The following is a 20,488-nucleotide window of genomic DNA, read 5'->3' as shown; positions in this document are numbered from 1 at the left end:
TAGCGCTTGCGCTTTTCTTATTACTGTACAAGCAGCAGACTATTTCATTCATATATATTTAACAAGAATGAGGGAGATGAACGTATGTCTGTTTCTAGAGAAGAAGCTCTACACATGCATAGAATTAATCAAGGTAAATTGGAGTCCAAAGCTAAGGTCCCTGTACGTAATGCAGAGGATTTGAGTTTGGCATACTCACCAGGAGTTGCAGAACCTTGTAAAGAAATTTATGAAGACAAGAACAGAGTATACGAATATACAATGAAAGGTAACACAGTAGCTGTTGTTTCTGATGGGACAGCAGTGCTTGGACTCGGTAACATTGGTCCAGAAGCTGCACTTCCGGTAATGGAAGGAAAAGCAGTATTATTCAAAAGCTTCGCAGGTGTTGATGCATTTCCAATATGCCTAAACACGACTGATGTAGATGAAATCGTCCAAACAGTTAAGTTGATGGAACCGACTTTTGGTGGCGTGAACTTAGAAGATATAGCAGCTCCAAATTGCTTTATTATTGAAGAACGTCTGAAGAAAGAAACAAACATTCCTATTTTCCACGATGATCAGCACGGTACTGCAATTGTTACAGTTGCAGGGCTTGTTAATGCGCTTAAATTATCCGAAAAGTCGATGTCATCGATTAAAGTAGTCGTAAATGGTGCAGGTTCTGCTGGAATTGCGATCATAAAGCTTCTAAACCGTTTCGGTGTAAAAGACATTATTATGTGCGACTCTAAAGGTGCAATTTACGAAGGCCGTCCTTACGGAATGAACCGTGTAAAGGCTGAAGTTGCTCATTTCACGAACAGACAGCAGATTGAAGGGAAATTAGACGAAGCGGTTAAAGGGACAGATGTCTTTATCGGTGTTTCTGTAGAAGGGGCATTAACTGAAGACATGGTTAAAAGCATGAATGATGATCCTATTATATTTGCAATGGCAAACCCTGTTCCTGAAATTATGCCAAGCGCTGCGAAAGAAGCGGGTGCAAAGGTGATTGGAACAGGTCGTTCGGACTTTGCCAATCAGGTTAATAACGTACTAGCATTCCCTGGGATTTTTAGAGGGGCACTAGATACGCGAGCAACACACATTAACGAAGAAATGAAAATTGCTGCTGTGTATGCAATTGCTGGACTAATAGACGAAAGCGAATTAACAGAGGACTATGTCATACCCGCTCCGTTCGATCCAAGGGTTGCTCCGGCAGTTGCCGCAGCAGTTGCAAATGCGGCAATGGAGACTGGTGTAGCTAGAATTAAAGTAGATCCAGAGGAAATTGCTGCAAAGACCCGTCGACTTGCTTTGATCGAAGAAAAATAAAAGTGCCTTTGAAAAGTGGGTGACGTTTGAAAATGACTACTAAACCTCGCGAAAAAATGTTTGTAGAGATTTTGAACAAATTAAAAGCGATCATTCAAAAGGATCAGTTATTGCCAGGTGATAAGCTCCCCTCTGAAAGGGAGCTTTCAGACCGTTTAAATGTTGGACGCTCCTCTGTGCGAGAAGCTTTAAGAGCCATGGAGTTATTAGGGTTAATTGAAACGAGGAGAGGCGAAGGCACTTTCATTAAGGAAGCCCGTAACCATCGTCTTGTTGAGGTACTAGCCTCCTTCATTTTAAATGATGGCCTAGTCAAGCAAGAGTTGACAGAAACGAGAGAAATCATTGAAAGAAACGCGGTTGTACTCGCTTCTCAACGAAGAACAGAAGAAGAGCTTAAAGATTTAGAAGCTTACTTAGCTGATATTCCGACAGCACCTTCTGCGAGAATTGACGCCGCCATGGATCGAACATTCTTCCATATGGTTTTAAAAGCGTCAAATAATTCTTTGCTCCATCGATTATGGGTAGAATTGACAGAATATGATCAATTTAATGTAGACTCCGACCATACTTATCCTAAATCCAAATACGATGATGTATTTACAATGATTAAGAATGGAATCGAAATAGAGCAGCATTCAGCTATAAAACGAAATGAGTAAATTTTACAATTAGTACTTAGGGACTTATGGAGGTGCAACAACTTGTTAAAAGATCTGTTTGCCAAGAAGAGAAAATATGCAACGATACCTTCCGATCGAATGAAACAAGATGTTCCTGAAGGACTCATGACAAAATGTCCAGAATGTAAAGCAATCATGACGACTAAGGAACTGAACAAAGCTTGTAAGGTCTGTGTTTCATGTGATCACCATTTCAGGATGACGGCGCAAGAGCGCATTAAGATGATCATCGACGATGGGACATTTTCAGAACTCAACCAAGATATGAGAACAGAAAATCCTTTAGATTTTCCTGATTATTTAGATCGAATTGACAAAGACCGCGAAAAGACAGGACTTAATGAGGCTGTCGTAACGGGTCTTGGAGATCTGGACAATCACCCAATCGTATTTGCAGTCATGGATTCCCATTTTCGAATGGGTAGTATGGGCTCCGTTGTAGGTGAGAAAATAGCACGTGCAATTGAGAAGGCAACTGAAGAACAGAAGCCTTTTATCATCTTTACTGCATCGGGTGGAGCGCGAATGCAAGAAGGTGTTTTAAGTTTAATGCAAATGGCAAAGACAAGTGTTGCACTTCGTCGTCATCATGAAGCTGGTCTTTTGTTTATATCAGTTATGACACATCCAACAACAGGTGGTGTGTCAGCAAGCTTCGCATCAGTCGGTGATTATAACTTCGCAGAACCAAAAGCGTTAATTGGCTTTGCAGGACGCCGAATCATTGAACAAACGATTCGTCAAGAATTACCAGAAGATTTTCAAACCGCTGAGTTTCTATTAAAGCATGGACAATTAGACGGTGTGATTCACAGGAATAAAATGAAAGCTACATTATCCAACGTACTAGATATTCATAAGGGAGGTGAAGAGTGAGATGGTAGGTGATTTAGAGTTTGAACGTCCAGCAAAAGAATTAAGAGCTAAGATTGCTGAACTGAAATCATTTATGGATGAAAAAGGCATCGATTTGAGCGATGAAGTAGAACGTTTAGAAGAGCGTCTAGCAAAGGTTGAACTAGAAGTTTATGGGAATATGACGCCATGGGATCGTGTTCAAGTAGCTCGTCATCCTGAACGACCAACGACACTAGATTATATCTCAATTCTTTTCACCGATTTCCTAGAATTACACGGAGACCGCCTTTATGGGGATGATGAAGCAATCGTTGGGGGTATTGCAAAATTCCACGGAAAGCCTGTTACCGTTATTGGACACCAACGTGGTAAGGATACGAAAGAAAACTTACGACGAAACTTCGGAATGCCTCATCCAGAAGGATACCGTAAAGCATTACGCTTAATGAAACAAGCGGAAAAATTCAATCGACCAGTTATTTGCTTACTCGATACTAAAGGTGCATATCCTGGAATGTCTGCTGAAGAGCGTGGTCAAAGTGAAGCGATCGCTAGAAACCTAGTGGAAATGGCTGGTTTAACGGTTCCGCTTATTTGTATCATCATTGGAGAAGGCGCAAGCGGTGGAGCCCTTGCAATCGGTGTCGGAAACCATGTGCATATGCTTGAAAACTCTTGGTATTCAGTTATTTCTCCAGAGGGTGCAGCTGCTTTACTTTGGAAAGATGCAGGGCAAGCCCAACGTGCTGCTGATACAATGAAAATTACAGCACCTGACTTGAGTGAAATGGGAATTATTGATCAAATGATCCCAGAAGTAGAAGGCGGAGCACATAAGGATGTACGTAAACAGGCTTCACTTATTGAAGAAGTCTTGCAACAATCACTTAGTGAGCTTTCAAAACTGAGCAGTGAAGAGCTTGTAGAGCATCGTTACGTAAAATACAAAAAAATCGGAAAATATACATTTGAAAACGATTCCATTAGCGTTAAATAACGATAGTGCTTTTCCAAAACTGGAAAAGCACTTTTTCTGTGGAATGCTTGTCTATTGTGTTCATTTTTGGAACATGATATTTTAAGAACACAACTATTGTACGAGGTGAAAGAGATGAAGCGTATTGGCGTGTTGACAAGTGGAGGGGACAGCCCTGGAATGAATGCGGCTGTTCGAGCTGTTGTACGTGAAGCCATTTACCAAGAAATAGAAGTATATGGGATTTATCATGGGTATACTGGATTAATTGAGGGACAAATAGAGAAGATGGAACTAGGTTCAGTAGGTGATATCATTCATCGAGGAGGAACGATGCTCTATTCAGCTCGCTGTGAAGAATTTAAAACCCACGAGGGTCAAATGAAGGGTGTTGAACAGCTGAAGAAGTTCGGAATCGAAGGCTTGGTCGTCATTGGCGGCGATGGCTCGTATCGTGGTGCGCAAAAGCTAACAGAGCATGGATTCCCTACTATCACTTTACCTGGAACTATAGATAATGATATTCCTGGTACAGATTTTACAATTGGTTTTGACACAGCGCTAAACACAGCAATTGATGCGATTGATAAAATTAGAGATACAGCTACTTCCCACGAAAGAACGTACATCATAGAAGTTATGGGGCGTAATGCTGGAGATATTGCACTATGGTCTGGGTTAGCTGGGGGTGCTGAGTCTATTTTAATCCCTGAAGAGGCGTACAAAATTGAAGAGATTAACGAACGCTTGCTACGCGGACATGAACGTGGAAAGAAGCATAGTATCATCGTTGTTGCTGAAGGTGTCGGTAGCGGTGTGGATATCGCCAAACAAATAGAAAATACGACGGAATTTGAAACGAGAGTAACTGTCTTAGGACATATACAACGTGGAGGTTCGCCAACTGCATTTGATCGTGTACTAGCCAGTCGATTAGGTGCAAAAGCTGTACAACTCCTTATGAGTGGAGAAGCCGGCAAAGCGGTTGGTATTCAAAAAAATTCTATCGTATCGCATGATATCAATGAAGTCCTTGAACTACCACACAGGATTGACAATGATATGTACCAGCTCTCACAAGAGCTTTCGATTTAAAAATAAATGATGCATTAGAAATATGAGTGAAGTTATAGGAGGAAAATGATGAGAAATACTAAGATCGTTTGTACAATAGGACCAGCTAGTGAAAGTGTTGATACTTTAACAGAGCTGATTGAGTCTGGACTGAATGTTGCTCGTTTAAATTTTTCACATGGAGATTTTGAGGAGCATGGTGCGCGTATTGCAAGCATTCGTGAAGCTGCTCAAAAGACAGGGAAGACGGTAGCGATTTTACTTGATACGAAAGGACCGGAAATTCGTACCGGAACACTAGAAAAAGGTGAAGTTGAACTAAAGGCTGGACAAGATCTAGTCGTATCGATGGATGAGGTAGCAGGAAACGAATCCATTATTTCTGTTACGTACCCAGGATTAGTCGACGATGTACATGAAGGTTCTAAGATTTTGTTAGACGATGGTCTTATTGAACTTGAAGTCACAAAGGTTGAACGAAACCAATTACAGACGAAGGTCTTGAATAGTGGCACGCTCAAAAATAAAAAAGGGGTCAATGTACCTAATGTATCAGTGAACCTGCCTGGTATTACGGATAAAGACGCTCGTGACATTGAATTTGGAATAAGCCAAGGTGTGGACTTTATTGCAGCTTCTTTCGTACGTAGAGCATCTGACGTACTAGAAATCCGTGAAATTTTAGAACAGCATAATGCAGCGCATATTCAAATCATTCCAAAGATAGAAAACCAAGAAGGTGTCGACAATATTAATGAAATCCTTGAGGTTTCTGATGGATTGATGGTAGCGCGAGGAGACTTGGGAGTTGAAATTCCAGCTGAGGATGTACCGCTCGTGCAAAAAGAATTGATCCGTAAGTGTAATGACAAAGGAAAACCAGTTATTACAGCTACACAGATGCTAGATTCAATGCAACGGAATCCACGTCCTACACGTGCTGAAGCTAGTGACGTTGCTAATGCAATCTTTGATGGAACGGATGCGATTATGCTCTCAGGTGAAACAGCAGCAGGTCTTTATCCTGTTGAAGCGGTCCAAACGATGCATAAAATTGCTATGAAAGCTGAAACGGCAATGAATCATGCTGATATTCTTCATACAAGAAGTAAATCAAGCAAACTGACGGTAACAGATGCCATTAGTCAATCTGTATCACATACGGCGTATAACCTAGGTATTTCTGCCATTATCGCACCAACAGAAAGTGGTCATACTGCGCGTATGATTTCTAAATACCGTCCTGAAGCAGCGATTATAGCAGTGACTAGTTCAGAAATTGTATGTAGAAGAATGTCCCTCGTATGGGGTGTTACTTCACAATTAAGTGAGAAAGCTAAATCAACTGATGAATTGTTAGATATCGCAGTAGATGCTTCCTTAAAGTCTGGTCTTGTAAATCATGGTGACCTCACACTGATTACTGCCGGTGTACCAGTTGGAGAAAAGGGCACGACTAATATCATGAAAGTACATGTAGTCGGTGATGTAATTGTAAAAGGGCAAGGAATCGGTCAAATGTCGGTAGCTGGTAGAGCAGTTATTGCAAATAATGCGAAGGACGCAATCGCGAAGGTACAAGATGGAGACATTCTTGTAACGATTGGAACAGACCGTGAAATGATGCCTGCTCTGAAAAAAGCTTCGGCCATCATTACAGAAGAAGGTGGCTTAACAAGTCATGCGGCTGTAGTTGGTCTTAGTCTAGGTATTCCTGTCATCGTAGGTGTAGGTGGAGCTACGAACGTCATTGAAGAAGGTCAAGACATTACAGTGGACGGTTCCAGAGGTGTCGTTTATAGTGGAAAGACAAGCGTCCTATAAGTAAAGAGCTATATTTAGGATGTCTAGGACTCTCTAGAGGAGCGGTGCTATGTTTCGGATATTATTATTGCTACTCATCATCATACCTGCTGCGGAGATTGGGATTTTAATTTGGTCTGGTAATACATTTGGAATTCCGATCACAATACTCTTAATTATCGCAACAGGAATCATTGGGGCATGGCTAGCAAGAAGAGAAGGTATGGAAACAGTAAAGCTTGCACAAATTCAACTGGGGAATGCACAAGTACCCAGCGATGTATTGTTAGATGGTGTATGTATCTTAGTCGGTGGTACTTTGCTACTCACTCCTGGATTTATCACGGATACATTAGGCTTCTTGCTGTTAATACCCTATACACGATCAATATTTAAAATTGGCATTCGCCGATTAATCCAAAAGAAAATCGACTCAGGACAATTTACGTTCACAATACGTCGATAGAATACAAAAAGCTGGCAAGACATTCAGTGATGAGTGTCAGGCCAGCTTTTTTAGGATTTTTTCCTAAGTTTTGTTTCACCACTGAACTTACTCGAGCTACCTCCCCGTTGTTTTAGTTGAAGGTCATTCATCATTTACTCAGTGGGCTTTGTATTGGTCGATTTTCCCGAGGAGTCTCACACCCTGAAATTCTCGGAATGCAGGTTTGAGGACCCGAGAGGTCTGCCACACCCTCACTTAAAATCAACTTTGTACTTTAATACAAACCCTAGAAAATATACCCCTTCTAATTATGCCGCTTTTTTTCCTGTGATGAATTTCCAAACGTCACTGAATACGTTCGCTTGGCTTAAAGCGCGTATGACAACAAGGGTAACCGGGCCGATTATTAATCCGAGAAAGCCAAATAACTTGAACCCAATAAATAAAGAGATTAAGGTAGCTAGTGGGTCTAGTCCTATACTACTGGATAAAATCTTAGGCTCCATCACTTGTCGTTGAATAATGACGACACCATACAAAATGGATAGCCCAATACTGAGCGTGTACTCCTCCATAAGGAAACTATATATAATCCATGGAACAAATACCGCTCCAGTCCCTAAGTATGGTAGTAAGTCAACAAGTCCTGTTAATATCGCAATTGTGATCGCATAATCGACTTGTAAAATAAGCAATCCTATTAAGACAATACCTGCTGTAATTGATATGAGTGTGAGTTGTGCTTTAACGAACCCAACTAATGCTTTACGGAGTTCTTTATAAACACTTCTTCCACTTTCAACCGTGCGCTCCGGCGTTCGTTTTTCAATCCATCCTTTAAAACGATACCAATCCTTACTGATGAAAAAGGTAGCGAGTAAGGAAAAAATCATAACGGTTACAACATTAGGCAAGCTAAGTAAGAAGTTCTGTAATCCAGTTAGAACAGATTGAACAAATTCCTTCACATTAGCTGTAATGTTCTGACCAACAGATTGAATGTTGCTCACGACGGTTTCTCTTTGTGAAGGGTCTAAGCTCTTAAACATTGCTAACAAGTCATAGTAAACGGGTAAAATTTGTTGAGTGAAATAAGTTTGCACAAATTGTACTAAAACTTGTGTATGCTGAGGGATGACCTCGGCCAGGTAACCGAATCCAGAAATCATTTCACTGATCACAAGTGTAAGAAATCCTGCAATAACAGAAATGAGTAATATCAAAACGGCTGTGACAGCAAGACCTCGAGGCATCTTAGCCTTACGTTCAAGTAAGTTTACTAATGGATTCATCATCAGTGCGAGGAAGAAAGCGATAATGAACGGGTAAGTAATTTTTGCAGTAAAAATGAGTGCAAAGAATGAGCATACAACGATAGCAATTACGAGTAAAAAACGTAAGAAGCTATATACATAATGAAGATTCAATCGCAACCGATCCTTTCTTGGGACTAATCCCTATAGAATAGTATTATTTTACAATTTCATATTATAAGTTTCAATGTAAACCATTGATTAATGGAAAGAAAGGAAGAAACTAATGTTCAACCAGGCATCATTATTTTTAATTGTACTACTAGGTATTGCCCTATGGGCCAAGAACAAATCATTATTGATCGCTGTTGTGTTTCTTATCGTAATTAAGTGGGTCGGACTTGGTGATAAAGTTTTCCCATATATACAAAAGCGTGGCATTGAATGGGGTGTAACCATCATTACGATCGCTGTACTTGTACCCATTGCTACAGGCGAAATAGGGTTCAAACAACTTGGAGATGCGATGAAATCTTCTTATGCATGGATCGCATTAGGGTCCGGAATTGCGGTAGCTCTTATTGCAGCAAGTGGATTAAAGTTACTTGCCTCTGATCCTCATATTACGACAGCACTCGTGTTTGGAACGATTCTAGCTGTTAGTTTATTTAATGGAATTGCGGTTGGCCCCTTGATTGGAGCAGGAATAGCATATATGGTTATGAAGGTGGTACAATTTATAACATGATGGAAATGTTGTTAAATTTCATTGATATGGAGAGGTTTTGAGCCCTAGCCGTTCACAAAGTTCTGAAATTTGTTTATAATTGTACTTGAATGTGTTTTATCCTTCCTTAACTTATTTATTTGTTTACAATAATGTAAGCAGTTTCTTATTAATACTTAATAAGGTGTCTTTTACTGTGGACACTTACTTTAATGTATTGATAGACCAGACAAAAAATCACTTAAAGGAGAGAGAGCCATGACAGCAACGAGAGGATTAGAAGGAATTGTAGCTACAACGTCATCGGTAAGTTCAATCATTGATGGTGTATTGACTTATCGTGGCTACAACATTGATGATCTTGCTGATTACGCAAGTTTTGAAGAGGTTGTATATTTATTATGGTATGGTAAGTTACCAAACCAACAAGAATTAAGTGGGTTTAAAGCAGAACTTTCTAAGAACTTTGCCCTACCACAGCCAGTAGTTGATATGATCAAAAGTTTCCCATTGAATGATATTCATCCGATGGCAGCAGTGAGAACAGCTGTATCGTCACTAGGTTTATATGATGAGGAAGCGGATGAAATGACAGATGAAGCAAATTCAGCGAAAGCTATTCGTCTTCAAGCGAGACTAGCTAGCATTGTTGCGGCGTTTTCACGAATTCGTGATGGTTTAGAGGTCATTGAACCGAAAGAGGATCTTAGCTACGCTGCGAACTTCTTATATATGCTAAATGGTGAAGTACCTGATGAAGTTTCTGAGAAAGCAGTAAACAAAGCATTGGTTCTTCATGCTGACCATGAATTAAACGCATCTACTTTTACAGCACGTGTCTGTGTGGCTACACTTTCTGATGTATATTCAGGTGTAACTGCAGCGATTGGTGCTTTGAAAGGACCACTACACGGTGGAGCGAATGAGCGTGTAATGAAAATGCTATCTGAAGTTGGAGAGCCTGAAAATGCAGAAGAGTATCTTAAAGGTGCACTTGAGCGTAAAGAAAAAATTATGGGCTTTGGTCACCGAGTATATAAAGACGGCGATCCTCGTGCGAAGCATTTACGTGAGATGTCCAAGCAACTGACTCAAATTACAGGTGAAAGCAAATGGTATGAAATGTCTGTTAAGCTGGATGAAGTTATGACGAAAGAAAAAGGCTTATTACCGAATGTTGATTTCTATTCAGCTTCTGTATATCACAGCTTAGGATTGAAGCATGACTTGTTCACACCAATCTTTGCAATGAGTCGAGTTTCTGGTTGGTTGGCTCATATTCTAGAACAATACGAGAACAATCGATTGATTCGTCCTCGTGCTGAGTATACTGGACCATCTATGCAAAAATATGTTTCAATTGAAAACCGCTAGTAGATAAAGTGAGTGACCCACATGTCTGACTGAAAATGGCAGACAATATATGAGGCACTAACAAGGGTCATAACTTAAAATTTTTGTTACGATAAAGTTGTAGAAACGATATATGAGAATTCAGGAGGTCATGAACATGGCAAACGGAGAACGTATTACAGTAGACAATGGGGTACTAAACGTACCAAATAAACCAATCATTCCTTTCATCGAAGGTGATGGTATTGGACCTGACATTTGGGCTGCCGCTTCCAAAGTATTAGAAGCTGCAGTAGAGAAAGCATACAATGGCGAGAAGGGCATTGAATGGAAAGAAGTCCTTGCAGGGCAAAAAGCTTATGACAAGACTGGAGAGTGGCTTCCGGCTGAAACGCTTGATGTAATCCGTGAGTACATACTTGCGATTAAAGGACCACTTACAACGCCAATCGGTGGTGGAATTCGTTCATTGAACGTAGCACTACGTCAAGAATTGGACCTATTTACTTGCCTTCGTCCAGTACGTTATTTCAAAGGCGTTCCATCTCCACTTAAAAAGCCAGAAGATACAGATATGGTTATTTTCCGTGAGAATACTGAAGATATCTATGCGGGTATCGAGTATGCAAAAGGATCAGACGAAGTGAAGAAAGTCATCCAATTCTTACAAGATGAAATGGGTGTCAAAAACATTCGTTTCCCTGAAACTTCTGGAATTGGTATCAAACCAGTATCTGAAGAAGGTACGAAGCGTCTTGTGCGCGCTGCAATTGAGTATGCGCTCACCGAAGGCCGAAAGAGTGTTACACTCGTTCATAAAGGTAACATCATGAAATTTACTGAAGGTGCCTTCAAGAACTGGGGATACGAAGTTGCTGAGCAAGAATTCGGAAACAAAGTATTCACATGGGCTGAATATGACCGTATCGTTGAAAAAGACGGTAAGGATGCTGCGAATAAAGCTCAGGCTGACGCAGAAGCTGAAGGTAAGATTATCATAAAAGATTCAATTGCTGATATTTTCCTTCAACAAATCTTAACTCGTCCAGCTGAGTTCGATGTTGTTGCTACAATGAATCTGAATGGTGATTATGTGTCTGATGCATTAGCAGCACAAGTTGGTGGAATCGGAATTGCCCCAGGTGCAAACATTAACTATGAAACTGGACATGCAATCTTCGAAGCAACACACGGTACAGCTCCTAAATATGCTGGATTAGATAAAGTTAACCCTTCATCTGTTCTTCTTTCAGGCGTATTGATGCTTGAGCATATTGGATGGACAGAAGCTGCTGAACTTGTAATGAAATCAATTGAGAAAACAATTGCAAGTAAAGTGGTAACATACGATTTCGCTCGTCTAATGGACGGTGCTACCGAAGTTAAATGTTCTGAGTTTGGTAACGAACTTATTAAAAATATGGGCTAGGGGGCAACATTCATGGCGAACACACGTAAGAAAATTTCTGTAATCGGTGGCGGTTTCACAGGTGCAACTACTGCTTTTATTGCTGGACAAAAAGAACTTGGAGATGTTGTGTTAGTAGACATTCCCGATATGGAAGATCCGACTAAGGGTAAGGCACTTGATATGCTGGAAGCAAGTCCTGTACAAGGGTTTGATGCAAAAATTACAGGAACTGCGAATTACAAAGATACAGCTGATTCTGACATCGTCGTCATTACTGCTGGGATTGCACGTAAGCCAGGAATGAGCCGCGACGATCTAGTAAACACAAATGCAAAAATCATGAAGAGTGTTACACAAGAAATTGTTAAATACTCACCGGATTGTACAATCATTGTTTTAACAAACCCAGTTGACGCAATGACTTATACCGTATTGAAAGCATCTGGATTCCCTAAGAACCGAGTTATTGGTCAATCAGGTATTCTAGACACAGCTCGTTTTTGCACGTTTGTTGCAGAAGAGTTGAATCTTTCAGTAAAAGACATTAGAGGATTCGTGCTTGGTGGTCATGGAGATGATATGGTGCCATTAATTCGATACTCAAATGCGGGTGGTATACCATTGGATAAGTTGATTAGCAAGGAGCGTTTAGACGCCATCGTAGAACGCACACGTAAAGGCGGAGGCGAAATTGTAGCCCTGCTTGGTAACGGAAGTGCATACTATGCCCCTGCTGCATCACTTGTAGAAATGGTAGAAGCGATTTTAAAGGATCAACGAAGAGTGCTTCCTGCCATCGCATATCTTGAAGGTGAATATGGTTATGATGGCATTTGTCTAGGTGTTCCAACGATCCTTGGAGGAAAGGGATTAGAGGAAATCGTTGAATTAGAACTTACAGAAGAAGAAAAAGCTGATCTTGATCAATCAGCTGAATCTGTTCGCAATGTCATGAATGTTTTAGCTTAATAATGGAACAATGAAAAGGAGGAATTCGGGAAGTTTTCTCGAATTCTTTCTTTTACAAGGTAATGTCAGAATGTTTCTATTCATCTGGCATTTCATTTCAAACATTATGAAACCGCTTACTTCAAGAGGAGGGAACTGGAATGTTACTAGGAAAAAAACGAAAGCTTGGAAGAAAGATTGATGAGATTAACGTAGGGGAGAAGCTTGAAATAACAGAAACGATCGAGGACAAAGATCTGCTCCTATATCTTGGATTAACAGATGATAATAATCCTTTATATATTCAACATGATTACGCGACATTAACACCATTTAAAAAGCCGCTCGTACCGCAAATCATGTTAACTGGACTGATTACATCAGCAATCAGTAAGTACTTACCAGGACCAGGAAGTTCAATTCTAAAACAATCCATTGCATTTCCAAAGCCTGTTTATCATTACGCTACTATCGTCTTACATTTTGAAATTACGAACGTAGATACAGATGAACATGTTATTACGGTTTCCGTTAAGGGATATGATGAGGAGAAGGACGAAATTATTAACGGTGAATTCGAAGTTTGTCCACCACATACCCCAAGATCAATTACAGCTAGAACTTTTGATAATTTTTAAGATAGTGTAAAGATTATGTAACAAAAGAGACGTTTTCGTCTTTTTTGTTTTTTTTTTACTCTTGTTATGTGAAAATATAACCGAATAAAGTTCCTAGACGGGGTGAAGCTTACAATGACAGAAAAAAAGATCCTAGTAGTCGAAGATGAAGAATCGATTAATACTTTGCTGCAATTTAACCTTGAACAAGCAGGTTTTGATGTCATTACGGCAATGGATGGTGCAACTGGTTTAGATTTGGCTCAGCAAGAAAAGCCAGATTTGATTGTACTAGATTTAATGTTGCCTGAAATGGATGGACTTGATGTATGTAAAAGCTTGAGGCAAGCCCGATCCATGATCCCGATTCTTATGCTGACAGCCAAAGATGATGAGTTCGATAAAGTGTTAGGTTTAGAACTTGGCGCGGATGATTATATGACAAAGCCTTTTAGCCCTAGAGAAGTCGTTGCCCGAGTAAAAGCTATTTTACGAAGGAGCGAATATAACGCTAAAGACGCACAGGTCGATGTGGATTTAGAACAGATGGTTGTAGGTGATTTAAAGGTTTACCCGGAAAATTATGAAGCATTTTTCGAAGGAGAATCATTAGAACTTACCCCAAAGGAATTTGAGTTGCTCGTTTACCTTGTAAGAAATAAAGGACGAGTTCTTTCACGTGAACAATTACTTAATGCGATTTGGGATTATGATTTTGTAGGAGACACAAGAATTGTAGATGTGCACATTAGTCATCTGCGTGAAAAGATTGAACAAAACACAAGAAAGCCGATTTATATTAAGACCATTCGTGGATTAGGTTATAAATTGGACGGGCCTCAATAGATGAAGAACTTCCGCGGTAGAATACTGAATTCATTTATTATCTTTACGAGCGGAATCTTTCTGTTACTTGGAATTGCCATTGCAAACTTGTCGATTGGCAGTATAGAACGTGCGCTTTTTCAATCTTATAAAAAGCAATTGGAACTGATCGCATACGATGTGATTAATGAAGAGGATAAAGATCGTGTGCTTCAAAAATATCATAAAAGTATTGGTGGGCACTTAACTTATATTTCGGAAGAAGGAACTGTGGATGGGACGACATTTAAAGACCCTCCACTACAAATGTTAGAAGGTCTAACCCATCAAACGAATCAGACACAAATGATGAAGACGGAAGATCGGATTAATTTTGTAAGACCATTAAATCCTCTCCAGCCTTCAACAGATTACCTCGTGATTACAATTAATAATAGTGACTTTGAGAAGGAATTAAGAGACGCATGGTCTCCAGTTCTTATTACATTGTTCCTAAGTTATTTACTTTTGATCTACATTACATTTCGTTTAACGGGTAAACTGGCCAAGCCTGTCGATGATGCGATGCGTGTAGCTAAAGAACTGGCTAGAGGAAATTTCAAGGCTAGAAGTCATGAGTATCAATTAAGAGAGACGGGTGAGCTAAACCATTCTCTCAACATCCTTGCACGTAATCTAGAACAGATTACTGAGCTTCGTGAAGCAGAACAAGAGCGGATGAAAACCGTAATCGAGAATATGGATAGTGGATTGTTATTGATTGATGCACTTGGCTATATCCATTTGATGAACAGGACATATCGTTCAATTTTCGAAGTGAATCAAGAAGTATCTAATGAAACGTTATACTATGATGTTATGCCGAATCAAAGTGTTATTGATCTTGTTGAGGAAACCTTCTTAACAGAAGCTACTGTCAAGAAGCAAGTGTCCATTTCAGTTGGGATTGATCGCAAACATTTTCATATCACATGTGTACCCATTCTAGGTTTCCAAGACAAAATTAAAGGAATCGTACTCGTCTTTCATGACATTACGGAGTTAAAGCATTTAGAGCAAATGAGGAAGGATTTTGTTGCCAACGTGTCCCACGAGTTAAGAACACCCGTCACCTCCCTAAAAGGCTTTGCTGAAACGTTGCTAGACGGAGCGATGGATGATGTGGAACTTCGTAAGAAATTCCTTTCAATTATTTGGAAAGAGAGTGATCGACTACAAAATCTGATTCAAGACTTGCTGGACTTTACGAAAATGGAACAATCTAATTTCAAATTAAATTGGCAAACCGTTAATCTAGCGACAATCATTGATGATGTGACAACTTTACTTGAAACTAAAGCACGGAAAAAGGAACTTAAAATGCATGTAGAATTGTCTGGATCACTTGAGATGGACGGGGATGCAGAGCGCTTGAAGCAAATCCTTATTAATCTAATTAATAATGCTCTTTCATATACACCATCAGGTGGTGAAGTGTGGATCACGGGTAAAGATGTTGATGAAAACATAGAACTTTATGTTAAGGATACTGGGATTGGCATCACTGACGATGAGGTGCCGCGTATATTTGAACGATTCTACAGAGTTGATAAAGCGAGAAGTCGAAATTCAGGTGGAACGGGTCTCGGTCTCGCGATTGTTAAGCATCTAGTAGAAGCTCATAAGGGATCAATTAAAGTGACTAGCCAAAAGGACAAGGGAACAACGTTTCAGATGATATTTTCTAAGAAACGAAAAGACTAAATTTACGTGATGTTTACACTCCTTCAACTTTAACTAAACATTGAGGTGTTAGTCTGAAGATGCAAATCCTTTTCAAAGGATCCCCTAATTTTGGACGAGAGCGAAAATCATATGCTCTCGTCTTTTTTTTGTTTCATTTTATCCTGTTGGTGCTTTTTCCTTTCTAAATGCAAACATGATAAAATATAGCTAGTGTTTAACGAGGAGGAAATGGAATGAGCAAAAAGAAACTCGTTTTAATTGATGGAAATAGTATTGCATATCGCGCCTTTTTTGCGTTACCACTCTTGAACAACGATAAGGGTGTATATACGAACGCAGTATATGGTTTTACAACGATGTTATTGAAAGTTTTAGAAGATGAGGCACCAAGTCACATATTGGTTGCTTTTGATGCTGGGAAAACGACATTCCGCCACAAAACGTACGGAGAATATAAAGGCGGAAGACAGAAAACACCACCAGAGTTATCCGAACAATTCCCGCTTATTCGTGAATTGCTTGATGCTTTTGATATTAAGCGCTATGAATTAGAGAACTATGAAGCCGATGATATCATTGGAACACTTTCCAAGCAGACGGATGCATCAGAATGGGAAGTAAAGGTCATTACAGGTGATAAAGACTTACTCCAATTAGTGGATGAACACGTCAAGGTCAGTCTTACGAAAAAGGGAATCACAGATGTTGATACATACGATTTAAACCTCGTAGAAGAAAGATATGGCCTCAAGCCCGAACAAATTATCGACATGAAAGGTTTGATGGGCGATAGCTCTGATAATATTCCTGGTGTCCCTGGGGTCGGTGAGAAGACGGCCATTAAACTATTGAAGGAATTTGGAACAGTGGAGAAAGTGTTAGAATCCATTGATCAAGTTTCAGGTAAAAAGTTGAAAGAAAAGCTAGAGGACAATAAAGAACAAGCCGAAATGAGTAAGAAGCTTGCCACAATCGAAGTAGATGCACCGATTGAAATAAAGTTAGATACGTGTGGTTATAAAAAAGATGCACCTGCAAAGGTCGTCGAACTCTTTAAAGAACTTGGATTTAACTCGTTAATTGACCGGGTGGATAGCGAAGCAGCGAAAGAAGCGGAATTACCATCTGAAGATATTGAATATGAGGTTCTAAGTGAAATTACAGATAGTGACTTCGGGTCAGAAGCGGCTGTTGTAGTCGAATGTCTTGAAGAAAATTATCATAACGGAGACATTTTAGGCTTCGGAATCGTGTCTGAAAAAGGGAAATACTTTATACCGACTGACGTCGCACTTCAGTCAGAATTATTTAAAAGCTGGCTTGAGGATGAAACAATCATTAAGTATATGCCAGATGCGAAACAAGCAACTGTATCCCTTGCATGGGAAGGAATTAAATTAAGAGGGGTAAGATTCGATGCATTGATTGCGAGTTACCTTCTTAATCCGTCAGACTCTTCACATGACATTCCATCGATTGCAACACGTCTTGGACTTAAACGTGTATCCAGCAATGAAACGATTTATGGTAAAGGCGCTAAGCAAAAGGTGCCAAGTCAAGATGAGTTAAGTGAACACATCGTTAGAAAAGCAGATTCGTTGCTTGAAATGGTTCCTACTCTACAAGAGAGTTTGAAGAAAAATGAACTTGATGTGCTCTACTATGACCTAGAAATGCCTCTTTCAATTGTGTTGGGTGAAATGGAACATCAAGGTGTGCAGGTCGATGTGGAGCGACTTGAACAAATGGGTAAGGATCTAAATGAGCAACTTCAAAAAATTGAAAGCAAGATCCATGAACTTGCTGGTACAGCATTTAATATCAATTCGCCAAAGCAGCTTGGCGAAGTATTATTTGAAAAGCTTCAACTACCAGTTATTAAAAAGACAAAGACAGGTTATTCAACGAATGCAGATGTACTTGAGAAATTGAAAGACAAGCATGAGATTATCGAAGAGATCTTATTTTATAGACAGTTAGGCAAGTTGAATTCAACCTATGTTGAAGGACTACTAAAAGTGGTTCATCGGGATACGGAAAAAATTCATACTCGATTTAATCAAGCGCTTGCTCAAACAGGTCGACTGAGTTCTATTGATCCGAACCTACAAAATATCCCGATTCGTCTTGAAGCAGGTAGAAAGATTCGCCAAGCGTTTATACCGTCAGAAAAAGACTGGGTGATGTTCGCAGCGGACTACTCGCAAATTGAACTGCGCGTTCTCGCTCATATCGCACAGGACGATAAGATGATTGAAGCCTTCAATAACGAAGAGGATGTCCATACGAAAACAGCAATGGATGTTTTCCATGTTGGAAAAGATGAAGTAACTTCGGATATGCGTAGACAAGCAAAAGCCGTGAACTTTGGTATTGTTTATGGAATCAGTGACTACGGACTTTCTCAAAGTCTTGGTATAACCCGAAAAGAAGCAGGGGCATTTATCGAAAGGTATCTGGAAAGTTTCCCAGGTGTCAAACAGTACATGGATGACATTGTCCAACAAGCGAAACAAGACGGATACGTAACAACGATGTTAAACCGCAGAAGATATTTACCTGAGATAACAAGCAGAAATTTCAACTTACGAAGCTTTGCTGAACGTACTGCAATGAACACTCCGATTCAAGGAACTGCTGCTGACATTATTAAGAAGGCGATGGTTGAAATGGCGAAGCGTTTAGATCAGGAGAAATTACAAACAAGAATGCTCCTACAAGTGCATGATGAATTAATATTTGAAGCACCAAAAGACGAAATTGAAAAGCTAGAGAAAATTGTTCCAGATGTAATGGAGCATGCGATTCAAATAGACGTACCTTTGAAGGTGGATTACTCATACGGGGACACTTGGTACGATTCTAAGTAATGGAGTAGTCGCATTGGAAGAAGGAGATTATAGCAATGCCAGAATTACCTGAAGTAGAAACGGTTAGAAGAACGTTAGAACATTTAGTTCTTGGCAAAACGATTAAAGGTGTAACAGTTACGTGGCCGAAGATCATTAAGCATCCAGATGATGTAAAGATGTTTAACGATCTTGTTGCTGGTCAAACGATACATTCGGTCGGGCGTAGGGGAAAGTTCCTGAAAATTTTATTAGATGATGTGGTACTCGTGTCACACTTACGGATGGAAGGCCGTTACGTGTATGTAGAAGGTGGGGAAGAGCCTGACAAACACACGCATGTTATCTTTCATTTCACTGATGGTACGGAGCTATGGTATAGGGATGTTCGAAAGTTTGGAACGATGCATGTCTATTCAATTGGTGAAGAAGAATCGAACCGACCGCTTTCTTTGTTAGGGCCTGAGCCATTTGATGAAACGTTCAATCCTGAACACCTATGGGAGAAACTCCAAAAGACATCTCGTAAAGTTAAGCCTACATTGCTCGATCAAGCTGTATTGGTAGGACTAGGAAACATATACGTGGACGAAGCGTTGTTCCGTGTAAGTATTCATCCTGAAACCATTGCCAATAAGTTAAGTAAAAAACAAGTGAAAGCATTGCATAAAGCAATCGTCGATACATTACAAGAAGCGGTTGATCAAGGGGGAAGTACAATACGCTCTTACGTAAACTCCCAAGGTGATATGGGAATGTTCCAGCAAAGGCTTGCGGTATACGCGCGAAAAGGAGAACCTTGCTTACATTGCGGAACGGAAATTGAACGAATTGTAGTAGGTGGTAGGGGGACGCATATTTGTCCTAACTGCCAGAAGTAACAAGATTATTTCATAAAAACAGCGTACGTTGGATGGGCCCCAACCATATACTATCCTAGTGTTAAATCGGGGAGGATGTATAAAAGTGACAGGATGGGTAGCCCTTTTGACGCTTACGGTCGCTGTAAGTATGGACAGTTTCGGCGTCGGCGTAACTTATGGCGTACGAGGCATGAAAATTACCTTCTTCTCAATTTTGTTAATCGCAATCTGTTCAGCGATGATGCTCCTAGCGGCTATGAATTTAGGCACAATCATCAGCACTTTCTTATCACCAAGCATTGCTGAAAAAATTGGTGGCATTTTACTGATTGGATTAGGCATTTATGTTTTATGGCAATTTTTCAAAAAAAGGGACGACCGACCTGATAAAGGATCAGACTCTCCTTATATTTGGAATATGGAAATCCGTTCGCTCGGTATCGTTATTCAAATCTTGCGAACCCCACACGCTGCAGATATCGACCGATCAGGAACGATTGTGGGATTAGAGGCGCTGTTACTAGGATTAGCGCTCTCTTTAGATTCATTTGCAGCAGGTCTTGGTGCTTCATTACTTGGATTCCCGCACTTACAAACAGCATTGTTTGTATCTACAATGAGCGCGTTTTTCCTCGTATCTGGAATGAAATTAGGAAAGCTACTATCTAATTTGCCGACGATGCGTTTTTTCAGTTTCTTACCAGGAATTATGTTAATTGTGTTAGGGTTCTTTAAATTGTGAGGTGTTA

18 protein-coding genes are annotated in these 20,488 nt (G+C 40.0%); 17 read left to right on the top strand and 1 reads right to left on the bottom strand.

Annotated elements, in window-relative coordinates:
* Positions 1 to 84: 84 nt before the first annotated feature.
* The 7 genes from ystJ to L2716_RS10745 all read left to right on the top strand — a co-directional run bounded on the left by ystJ (position 85) and on the right by L2716_RS10745 (position 7,186).
* On the top strand, positions 85 to 1,323 hold the full coding sequence (ystJ, locus tag L2716_RS10775; RefSeq protein WP_236334447.1) for an NADP-dependent malic enzyme: 1,239 nt from the start codon (positions 85 to 87) through the stop codon (positions 1,321 to 1,323).
* 56 nt (positions 1,324 to 1,379) lie between these two features.
* Entirely contained in the window at positions 1,380 to 1,988 is a 609-nt protein-coding gene (locus tag L2716_RS10770) for a FadR/GntR family transcriptional regulator (protein ID WP_236334446.1), read from the top strand.
* 42 nt (positions 1,989 to 2,030) lie between these two features.
* Positions 2,031 to 2,885, top strand: coding sequence for an acetyl-CoA carboxylase, carboxyltransferase subunit beta (gene accD / locus L2716_RS10765; protein ID WP_236334442.1), 855 nt, complete (start codon positions 2,031 to 2,033; stop codon positions 2,883 to 2,885).
* Position 2,886: 1 nt separating this feature from the next.
* Entirely contained in the window at positions 2,887 to 3,864 is a 978-nt protein-coding gene (accA, locus tag L2716_RS10760; protein ID WP_236334441.1) for an acetyl-CoA carboxylase carboxyl transferase subunit alpha, read from the top strand.
* A gap of 114 nt (positions 3,865 to 3,978) precedes the next feature.
* Positions 3,979 to 4,938 carry a 6-phosphofructokinase gene (gene pfkA, locus L2716_RS10755; RefSeq protein ID WP_236337858.1) on the top strand — a complete coding sequence of 320 codons (960 nt, stop codon included), beginning with the start codon at positions 3,979 to 3,981 and terminating at the stop codon, positions 4,936 to 4,938.
* 48 nt (positions 4,939 to 4,986) lie between these two features.
* The gene (gene pyk / locus L2716_RS10750) at positions 4,987 to 6,741 is read left to right on the top strand and encodes a pyruvate kinase (RefSeq protein WP_236334439.1); all 1,755 of its coding nucleotides are present in this window, start codon (positions 4,987 to 4,989) and stop codon (positions 6,739 to 6,741) included.
* Between the two features lie 49 nt (positions 6,742 to 6,790).
* Positions 6,791 to 7,186, top strand: coding sequence for an FxsA family protein (locus L2716_RS10745; protein WP_236334437.1), 396 nt, complete (start codon positions 6,791 to 6,793; stop codon positions 7,184 to 7,186).
* Positions 7,187 to 7,476: 290 nt separating this feature from the next.
* On the opposite strand, the gene ytvI is transcribed toward L2716_RS10745, so the two are convergent.
* Positions 7,477 to 8,595 (bottom strand): sporulation integral membrane protein YtvI, encoded by a 1,119-nt coding sequence (gene ytvI, locus L2716_RS10740; protein ID WP_236334435.1) that lies wholly within the window; start codon positions 8,593 to 8,595, stop codon positions 7,477 to 7,479.
* Between the two features lie 112 nt (positions 8,596 to 8,707).
* Here ytvI and L2716_RS10735 point away from each other — a divergent pair, with 112 nt between their 5' ends.
* From L2716_RS10735 to ytaF, 10 genes are all read left to right on the top strand, one after another.
* A complete protein-coding gene (locus L2716_RS10735) occupies positions 8,708 to 9,169 on the top strand; it encodes a DUF441 domain-containing protein (protein ID WP_236334433.1) in 462 nt (153 codons plus the stop codon).
* 237 nt (positions 9,170 to 9,406) lie between these two features.
* A complete protein-coding gene (gene citZ, locus L2716_RS10730) occupies positions 9,407 to 10,522 on the top strand; it encodes a citrate synthase (protein WP_236334431.1) in 1,116 nt (371 codons plus the stop codon).
* 130 nt (positions 10,523 to 10,652) lie between these two features.
* Positions 10,653 to 11,930 carry an NADP-dependent isocitrate dehydrogenase gene (gene icd / locus L2716_RS10725; protein ID WP_268963977.1) on the top strand — a complete coding sequence of 426 codons (1,278 nt, stop codon included), beginning with the start codon at positions 10,653 to 10,655 and terminating at the stop codon, positions 11,928 to 11,930.
* Positions 11,931 to 11,942: 12 nt separating this feature from the next.
* Positions 11,943 to 12,881 carry a malate dehydrogenase gene (gene mdh / locus L2716_RS10720; protein WP_236334427.1) on the top strand — a complete coding sequence of 313 codons (939 nt, stop codon included), beginning with the start codon at positions 11,943 to 11,945 and terminating at the stop codon, positions 12,879 to 12,881.
* 140 nt (positions 12,882 to 13,021) lie between these two features.
* A complete protein-coding gene (locus L2716_RS10715; protein ID WP_236334425.1) occupies positions 13,022 to 13,498 on the top strand; it encodes a MaoC/PaaZ C-terminal domain-containing protein in 477 nt (158 codons plus the stop codon).
* A gap of 114 nt (positions 13,499 to 13,612) precedes the next feature.
* Entirely contained in the window at positions 13,613 to 14,323 is a 711-nt protein-coding gene (locus L2716_RS10710; protein ID WP_236334423.1) for a response regulator transcription factor, read from the top strand.
* The gene (gene pnpS / locus L2716_RS10705; protein WP_236334421.1) at positions 14,324 to 16,045 is read left to right on the top strand and encodes a two-component system histidine kinase PnpS; all 1,722 of its coding nucleotides are present in this window, start codon (positions 14,324 to 14,326) and stop codon (positions 16,043 to 16,045) included.
* 215 nt (positions 16,046 to 16,260) lie between these two features.
* Entirely contained in the window at positions 16,261 to 18,897 is a 2,637-nt protein-coding gene (gene polA / locus L2716_RS10700) for a DNA polymerase I (protein WP_236334419.1), read from the top strand.
* A gap of 35 nt (positions 18,898 to 18,932) precedes the next feature.
* Positions 18,933 to 19,757, top strand: a complete 825-nt coding sequence (gene mutM / locus L2716_RS10695; protein ID WP_236334417.1) for a DNA-formamidopyrimidine glycosylase — start codon at positions 18,933 to 18,935, stop codon at positions 19,755 to 19,757.
* 85 nt (positions 19,758 to 19,842) lie between these two features.
* Positions 19,843 to 20,481: a sporulation membrane protein YtaF gene (gene ytaF, locus L2716_RS10690; RefSeq protein ID WP_236334415.1), complete on the top strand. Its 639-nt coding sequence runs from the start codon at positions 19,843 to 19,845 to the stop codon at positions 20,479 to 20,481.
* Positions 20,482 to 20,488: the final 7 nt, after the last annotated feature.

Source organism: Pseudalkalibacillus berkeleyi (genome assembly GCF_021608225.1).
GTDB classification, from domain to species: Bacteria; Bacillota; Bacilli; order Bacillales; family Fictibacillaceae; genus Pseudalkalibacillus; species Pseudalkalibacillus berkeleyi.
This window is presented reverse-complemented; position numbering and strand designations above follow the sequence as displayed.

Excerpts from the sequence above, each read along its gene's own strand:
- ystJ (WP_236334447.1), top strand. The coding sequence starts at position 85 with ATGTCTGTTTCTAGAGAAGAAGCTCTACACATGCATAGAATTAATCAA.
- pfkA (WP_236337858.1), top strand. The coding sequence starts at position 3,979 with ATGAAGCGTATTGGCGTGTTGACAAGTGGAGGGGACAGCCCTGGAATG.
- icd (WP_268963977.1), top strand. The coding sequence starts at position 10,653 with ATGAACATGGCAAACGGAGAACGTATTACAGTAGACAATGGGGTACTA.
- mutM (WP_236334417.1), top strand. The coding sequence starts at position 18,933 with ATGCCAGAATTACCTGAAGTAGAAACGGTTAGAAGAACGTTAGAACAT.
- L2716_RS10715 (WP_236334425.1), top strand. The coding sequence starts at position 13,022 with ATGTTACTAGGAAAAAAACGAAAGCTTGGAAGAAAGATTGATGAGATT.
- L2716_RS10745 (WP_236334437.1), top strand. The coding sequence starts at position 6,791 with ATGTTTCGGATATTATTATTGCTACTCATCATCATACCTGCTGCGGAG.
- citZ (WP_236334431.1), top strand. The coding sequence starts at position 9,407 with ATGACAGCAACGAGAGGATTAGAAGGAATTGTAGCTACAACGTCATCG.
- L2716_RS10735 (WP_236334433.1), top strand. The coding sequence starts at position 8,708 with ATGTTCAACCAGGCATCATTATTTTTAATTGTACTACTAGGTATTGCC.
- mdh (WP_236334427.1), top strand. The coding sequence starts at position 11,943 with ATGGCGAACACACGTAAGAAAATTTCTGTAATCGGTGGCGGTTTCACA.
- pnpS (WP_236334421.1), top strand. The coding sequence starts at position 14,324 with ATGAAGAACTTCCGCGGTAGAATACTGAATTCATTTATTATCTTTACG.
- L2716_RS10710 (WP_236334423.1), top strand. The coding sequence starts at position 13,613 with ATGACAGAAAAAAAGATCCTAGTAGTCGAAGATGAAGAATCGATTAAT.
- accA (WP_236334441.1), top strand. The coding sequence starts at position 2,887 with ATGGTAGGTGATTTAGAGTTTGAACGTCCAGCAAAAGAATTAAGAGCT.
- pyk (WP_236334439.1), top strand. The coding sequence starts at position 4,987 with ATGAGAAATACTAAGATCGTTTGTACAATAGGACCAGCTAGTGAAAGT.
- polA (WP_236334419.1), top strand. The coding sequence starts at position 16,261 with ATGAGCAAAAAGAAACTCGTTTTAATTGATGGAAATAGTATTGCATAT.
- L2716_RS10770 (WP_236334446.1), top strand. The coding sequence starts at position 1,380 with ATGTTTGTAGAGATTTTGAACAAATTAAAAGCGATCATTCAAAAGGAT.